Source organism: Variovorax sp. P2_H12 (assembly GCF_056403395.1).
The window spans coordinates 79456-86539 of the sequence record NZ_JBFUFO010000028.1; the positions used below are offsets into that span (position 1 = coordinate 79456).

Below are 7084 nucleotides of genomic sequence, written 5' to 3' on the forward strand. Positions count from 1 at the left end.
GCCGGGGCGACCGCAGGGGATCACCGGGTCACGATGGGGAAGGTGCCCGGTGCCTTGTCGATCAGCGACAGGAAGCGCACGAGGTCGATCTTGCTGCCGTCGATCGACAGCTGGTCGGACAGCAGCGTGTCCTTCACGCCCGCGGTGCCGGCCATCATCTTGACGAAGATCGGCTTGGTCAGCGTCAGCGTGGCGTTGGCGTCGGCCGCCGGCGCGGCCTTGCGGTGGTGCAGCACCGAGTTCTCGAGCCAGAGCTGGAAGCTCTCGCCGGTGTCGCTGAAGACGAGGTTGATCTTCGTGTCCTTGCCCTCGGCGGCAGGGCCGTCCAGGCCAGCCGCCATGGCCTCGAGGAAGCGCTCGACCGGCGTGTGCGTGAGCATGTCGACGAAGCCCGAGCGATCGACCCCCTTCGTGGGCGGCCCCTGGCGCAGTTCCGCCGCAGCGCTCAGGTAGCTGTTGCGCCAGGTGGCGGCCTCGGCCACGTAGCCGAGCTGTTCGTAGGTGCGCGCGAGCAGCTCGCGGGCGGCCTTGTCGCCGCTGTCGGCGAACACCACGTGGCTGAGCAGTTCGGCCGCCCACCGGTAGTCGCCCTTGTCGAAGGCGGCTTGCGCCGCCTGCAGGGCGCGATCGGCGCCGCCGGCCAGCGCCACGTAGCGCTTGGCCGACTCCTGCGGCGGCAGCGGATCGAGGTTCGCCGGGTTGCCGTCGTAGGCGCCGAGGTAGAACTGGTAGACCGCCTTGACGTTGTGGCGCAGGTCGCCGTAGTAGCCGCGCGCGCCGAAGTGCGTCTGCAGCGATTTCGGCAGCTTGATCCGGTCGGCGATCTCCCGTGGCGTCAGGCCGGCATTGATCAGGCGCACCGTCTGGTCGTGCGTGTACTTGTAGACGTCGCGATGCTTGGTGATGAAGTCGACGATGCGCTGGTGGCCCCAGATCGGCCAGTTGTGCTGGCCGAAATAGACCTCGGCGCCGTCGAGCTGGTCGAGCGCCTGCTGCATGTAGTCGGCCCATTTCAGCGCATCGCGCACCTTGGCGCCGCGAACCGGCAGCAGGTTGTGCATGGTCTGCGCCAGGTTCTCCGCGCCGCCATAGGCCTTCAGCGCCGGAATCGAGAAGGTCATCTCCGCCGGCGCCTCGGCGCCCGGCACGTTGTGAAAGACGAAGCGCACGCCGTCGAGCGTCATCTCCTCGGTCGGCTGCGTGACCAGGACGGTCGGCGGCAGGATGCCGAAGGTGCCATAGCCCACCGCCTTGCCGAGGCCGGTGTCGACCAGCCCCTTGGGCGACCGTTCGAGCTCCTTGCCGAATTGGTAGAACGAGCGCCGACCCATGGCGGTGCCGACCATCACGTTCTCGCTGGTCGCCTCCTCCATGAACCCTGTCGAGGCGACGATCGGCACCTTGCGAGTCGCCGCCTCCTCGGGCGAGATCACGCCCAGCGCACCGCCGAAATGGTCGATGTGGCTGTGCGAGAAGACCACCGCGCTGACCGGCTTGTCGCCCAGGTGCTTGCGCGCGAAGGCCAGCGCCGCGGCGGCGGTCTCCCTGGCCGTCAGCGCGTCGATGACGATCCATCCGGTCTTGCCCTCGACGAGCGTCATGTTGCCCACGTCGAAGCCGCGCAGCTGGTAGAGGCCGTCGGTCACCTTGAACAGCCCGGTCTGCGCGTTCAGCTGGGCATGGCGCCACAGGCTGGGGTTGACGGTCGGCGGCGCGGCGCCATCGACGAACTTGAAGGCATCGAAGTCGATCAGCACGCGGCCGTCGGGGGCCGTGATCTTGCCTTCGGGGCGCGCGATCAGGCCCCGTCGGGCGTCTTCGAACGCCTGTCGATCGCCGAGCGGCAGGATTTCTTCGAACACCGCGTTGGCCGCGACGGTCGGGGCCGTCGCATCGCCCGTGGGAGCGGCGTTGCGTGGGCCGCAGGCGGCCAGCATGAGAATCAGCGCCGCCGCGAGCGGCGCCTTGAGAGTTGGCTTCATGGGAGAGTCTCCGGAGTCTGGGGTCTGTCTGTCAGTGCGGATGCGCGGTCAAGGCATCGGCGCAGATCATCTCGGCGGCCTTCTCGCCGATCATGATGGTGGGCGCATTGGTGTTGCCGCCGACGATCGTCGGCATGATCGAGGCGTCGGCGACGCGCAGGCCGGCGATGCCGCGCACACGCAGCCGCGCGTCGACCACGGCCTGCTCGTCCGAACCCATCCTGCAGGTGCCCACCGGGTGGTACTGGGTGTCGGCGCGGGCCCGGATATCGGCGACCAGCGCCTTCGTGTCGCCGGCGGCCACCGGGTACAGCATCGCGCCGCGGATGCCGTCGAAGGGGGCCGATTCGACAATGCGCTGCTGCGCCTGCGCGCCCTTGACCAGCAGCGCCAGGTCGCGCTCGTCCTCGAGAAAACGCGGGTCGATGCGCGGCGCCTGGCCCGGATCGAGGCCCGCCAGCTCGACACTGCCCCGGCTGTGCGGCCGCAGCACGTCGACATGGCAGGAGATGCCATGCCCCAGGTGCTGCTTGCGCGCATGGTCGTCGGCGATGGCCATCACGAACACCAGTTGCAGGTCGGGGACCTCGACCTCGGGGGACGAGCGCAGGAACGCGCCCGACTCGGCGATCGAGCTCGTGATGCGGCCGGTGCGCTTGCGCTTCCATTCGAGCATGGCCGCACCGAGCTGGAGGCCGCCGCGCAACGAGACGCCGAAGGTGCGACTGTCGCTGCGGGTGCGCCACGTCTGCACGTAGTCGATGTGGTCCTGCAGGTTGCGCCCGACGCCGGGCAGGTCACGCTGCACCGGAATCCCCATCTGCTGCAGATGGCCCCCGGGACCGATGCCCGACAGCATCAACAATTGCGGCGAACCGAACGCGCCGGCGCAGACGATGACTTCGCGCCGCGCCCTCAGCTGCTGTGTCGCGCCGCCGTGCAGGTACTCGACGCCCACCGCCCGGCCCGACGCGAGCACGATGCGCGAGGCCACGGCATGGGTCACGACCTGCAGGTTGGGCCGCGCAAGGTGCGGGGTCAGATAGCCCTTCGCGGCACTGCAGCGCTCCCCGTTGCGCTGGGTCACCTGGTACATGAAGGCGCCGAACGGGTCCGGGACGTTGTAGTCCGCGATCGTCGGCACGCCCTGCAGTGCCGCGGCCGCGAGGAAGGCCTTGTTGATCGGGCTGGGACACTGCAGCGCCGCCACGTTCAGCGGGCCCCCCTGGCCATGCCAGGGCGTGCCGCCGAACTGCTCGTTGTGCTCGGCCTTGCGAAAGAGGGGCAGCACCTCGTCGTAGGCCCAGCCCGCATTGCCGAGGCCGGCCCAGTGGTCATAGTCATGGCGGTGCCCGCGCACGTAGAGCATGGCATTGATCGAGCTGCTGCCACCCAGCGTCTTGCCGCGCGGCTGGTAGCCGCGGCGGCCACCCAGGCCCGGCTGCGGCACGGTCTGGTAGGCGTAGTTGTTGATGCGCGTGGGCACCATCGCCACCACGCCGGCCGGCGCGTGGATCAGCACGCTCTTGTCCGGCCCGCCCGTTTCCAGCAGGGCGACCGTGACGCCCGGATCCTCGCTCAGGCGCGAGGCGATCACACATCCGGCCGATCCGGCCCCCACCACCACGTAGTCGAATTCCATCGTTGTCTCTCATCGTTTGCGCCGGCGCATGGATCACGGGGGCCGGTCCGTGGACCCGAAGAATGCCGAAGGGAGATGCATCCGTCCAATGCATAATCAGGAGCCACTCATTGCGTGGAGTGCATAGTGAACCTGCGACAACTCAGTCATCTGATCGCGCTCGCCGAAGAAGGGCGCTTCGTCGCGGCAGCCGACAAGGTTCATCTCAGCCAGGCGGCATTCAGCCGCAGCATCCAGTCGCTGGAAGAACACTTCGGCCTGCGGCTGTTCGAACGGGGTCCCCAGGGCGCGACGCTGACGCCGGCCGGCCGAACCCTGGTCGAGCGCGCGCGACGCCTGGTCTTCGACAGTCGATGCCTGGAACGCGACGCCCAGTTGCTGCGCCAGGGCGAACTGGGCGAACTCTGCATCGGCATGGGGCCCATACCCGCCGCCATCCTGGTGCCGAGGCTGCTGGCCGATTTGCGCCGCAAGGCCCCGCAGGTGATTGCGCGCGTGCGCAGCGGCAACGTCGACAGCCTGCTCGCCCTGCTCCTGGCCGAGTCTATCGACTTCTTTGTCGCCGATCCGCGTCTGCTCGTTCGCGATGCCCCGCTGGACATGGTGCCGATCATGAAGATCGCCGGGGCGCTGTACTGCCGACCCGACCACCCCTTGCTGCGGGACAAAAGGGCGACGCCGGAGAGCCTGCGCCGCCATGGCATCGGCATGGTCTCGACCAAGCCGGAGCTGTTGTGGATGGTCGCGCAGGCCATCGGCTTCGAGGATCCCGGGAGGTTTCCGCTGGCGGTCGAATGCGACGACCTGCCCACGCTGGCCAGGCTGGCCCTGGAGGGCGACCTGCTGGCCTTGCTGCCGCACGGGCTGGCGGCGGTCCTCGGCATCGACTTGCGTCCGGTAAGCATGTTCGCGGCCGAAACGACGCTGTTCGCCGATGTCCACGCGATCTGGCTGAAGGGCCGCACCCTCTCGCCCGCGGCCGATCTGGCGATTCGCGAGTGCCAGGCGCTCGGCGCGGACTGGCCCGGCCTGTCCCCGGTGCCTGCGGCGACCCCGCACACATGAAGCTCGCCGCACTCGTCTTGACACGGAAATGTGACAACCCGATGACCGCCGTCGCTCCCCGTCGACGACTGTCGCCATATCCCGAAAGCCGGGTTGACGGTGCGCAAACGAAGTGGCGATGATGCGCATGCGGCCGTCGCGATGCATCCGGATCCGATCGGAAATCACCGCAATGCCGCGAGGAGCCTCGGACGTGATCGATCGCGACGGCTCCGGCGCCCCGGAATGACACGGGATCATCACGCCGACACACAAGGAGGGTTCCCGCCACGGGCGCCGATATGACGGCCTCAGTCCTTCCATGGGCCTCGCGCCCGCCTCCTCGCGACCTGCAGGGCCTGCTGCGCTTCGAGCGCCTGCTGTCGGACCTGTCGGCCACCTTCGTGGCCGTGCCGCTGCACGACATCGGCCGCGCCATCGAGGACAGCCTCGCGCGCATCGTGAAGGCCCTCGACATCGACCGGTCGACGCTGACGCGCGTGTTCACGCTGACCGGAAGCGCCCATGTCACGCACTCCTTCTCCAGAGACGGCATCGCACCGGTGCAGCACTGCCTCGACGTGCGCGATTCGAATCCGTGGGCGCTTTCGATGGCGATCGCGAACAGGCCGATCGCGTTTTCCCGCCTCGACGACCTGCCGCCGGAGGCCCGCGTCGACAAGGAGAGCTGGCGCCGGCTCGGTCTGAAATCACACGTCATGATGCCCATCATGGTGGCGGGGCATCTTCACGGCGCGCTCGTCTTCAGCGCCATTCGGTTCGAGCGCCAATGGTCGGACGAACTTCTCGAGCGGATGCGTCTGCTGGCGGAAATCCTCGGCGGCGCCCTCGCGCGCAAGCGCGCCCAGGAAGAACTCGAGCTCGCGATCGGCTTCGAGCGGCTGGCCAGCAGCATCCTGGCTTCCCTGGTGCTGGCCAGACCGGACGAGCAAGGCGAGGCCGTGTTGCACGGATTGCGCGAGATCGGCGAATTCGTGGGTGCCGAGCGAGTCGCCCTCTGGCAGGGGATCGACAGCGACGGGCGCTACGAGCCGGCGCGGCATTGGCATGCCGAAGGGTTCGCGGCACCGCCGGGTACGCACGCAACGGGTTGCCTGCCGTGGCTGGGCAGCCGCGTGGCTGCCGGCCGGGTGGTCCGGCTGACCGGTCTCGACGAGCTTCCAGTCTCGGCGCATCAGGACCGCAACACCTTGCAGGCACTGGGTATCCGCTCGTTGCTCGTGGTGCCGGTCGCGGGGGAACAGGCGAGCGCCCTCTCGATCGCGACGGTCCGGCGTGAACATGCCTGGCCCGACGCGCTGCTCCCCGGGGTCCAGCTGCTGGCTGAAGTCTTCGGCAGCCTGCATGCGCGCGAATCTGCCGAGCGCCGCCGGTTGGCCGCGGAAGTCGAGGCGGCGCACTGGCGCGAACGTCTGGCGCACCTGGTGCGGGTCCACACGGCCGGAGAAATGTCGGTCGCACTGGCCCACGAGATCACCCAGCCGCTGGGTGCGATCGAGAATTACGCGCTCGCCGCGCGACGCCGCGCGGGCGAGCGATCGCCCGACATGGTCCGTGTCACGGAACTGCTCGACAAGGTGATCGGCCAGTCGACGCGCGCCGGCGATGTGGTGACGCGAATGCGCAGCATGGTGCAGCGCCACGAGCTGGACCCGAAGCCGATTCGCATCGACCAGGCGGTGCGCGAATGCGTCGGCATGGTGAAGCTGGATTGCGATCTTCGCGACATCCGCATCGAGTTGCCGCCGACGGGCCCCCTGCCCGTGGTGGTCGTCGACGAAATCCATGTGCAGCAGGTGGTTTTGAACCTGCTGCGCAATGCGATGGAGGCGATCGAACTGGCGCCGCCGGCCGGTGCCCGGGAGATCAGCATCGCCATCCAGGCCGGCGAGCACGACGAGGTGCGGGTCGATATTTCCGACCGCGGCGTCGGCATCCACGAAGGCGACCTGGAGCGCGTCTTCGAATCCTTCTATTCGACCAAGTCCAGCGGTCTCGGGGTGGGCCTGGCGATCTGCCGCAAACTGATCGAGGCCCATGGCGGCAAGCTCTGGGCCTCGCACAATCCCGGCGGCGGGGCGGTGTTCAGCTTCACCCTTCCGCGGCTCCCCTAGCCCACGCCATGGACGAACCGACTGTCTTCATCATCGATGACGACGAGGCCTATCGCGACTCGGTGCGCGAACTGGTGAACTCGATCGGCCTCGCCACCGAGGTCCACAGCTCGGCGCTGGAGTTCCTCGGGACCTTCGATCCGTCGCGGCCCGGCTGCCTCGTGCTCGATGTGCGCATGGCGCGCATGAGCGGGCTCGCGCTGCAGCAGCGCCTGGTCGCGATCGGCGCGCGAATCCCGATCGTCTTCATCAGCGGCCATGGCGACATCACGATGGCGGTC

At 68.5% G+C, this 7084-nt stretch carries 5 protein-coding genes; 3 read left to right on the forward strand and 2 right to left on the reverse strand.

What is annotated here, in order from left to right; genetic code table 11:
- Positions 1-20: 20 nt before the first annotated feature.
- On the reverse strand, positions 21-1982 hold the full coding sequence (locus tag AC1DYK_RS21880) for an alkyl/aryl-sulfatase (protein WP_478168227.1): 1962 nt from the start codon (positions 1980-1982) through the stop codon (positions 21-23).
- A 31-nt stretch (positions 1983-2013) separates the two neighbouring features.
- Entirely contained in the window at positions 2014-3624 is a 1611-nt protein-coding gene (locus tag AC1DYK_RS21885) for a GMC family oxidoreductase (RefSeq protein WP_478168228.1), read from the reverse strand.
- Between the two features lie 126 nt (positions 3625-3750).
- Here AC1DYK_RS21885 and AC1DYK_RS21890 point away from each other — a divergent pair, with 126 nt between their 5' ends.
- The 3 genes from AC1DYK_RS21890 to AC1DYK_RS21900 form a co-directional block, all read left to right on the forward strand.
- Positions 3751-4689, forward strand: coding sequence for a LysR family transcriptional regulator (locus AC1DYK_RS21890; RefSeq protein WP_478168229.1), 939 nt, complete (start codon positions 3751-3753; stop codon positions 4687-4689).
- Positions 4690-4970: 281 nt separating this feature from the next.
- Positions 4971-6803, forward strand: a complete 1833-nt coding sequence (locus tag AC1DYK_RS21895) for an ATP-binding protein (protein WP_478168230.1) — start codon at positions 4971-4973, stop codon at positions 6801-6803.
- Between the two features lie 8 nt (positions 6804-6811).
- Positions 6812-7084 (forward strand): response regulator transcription factor (locus AC1DYK_RS21900; protein WP_478168231.1); only part of this gene is annotated, 273 nt, incomplete at its 3' end.

Excerpts from the sequence above, each read along its gene's own strand:
- AC1DYK_RS21880 (WP_478168227.1), bottom strand. The coding sequence starts at position 1,982 with ATGAAGCCAACTCTCAAGGCGCCGCTCGCGGCGGCGCTGATTCTCATG.
- AC1DYK_RS21885 (WP_478168228.1), bottom strand. The coding sequence starts at position 3,624 with ATGGAATTCGACTACGTGGTGGTGGGGGCCGGATCGGCCGGATGTGTG.
- AC1DYK_RS21895 (WP_478168230.1), top strand. The coding sequence starts at position 4,971 with ATGACGGCCTCAGTCCTTCCATGGGCCTCGCGCCCGCCTCCTCGCGAC.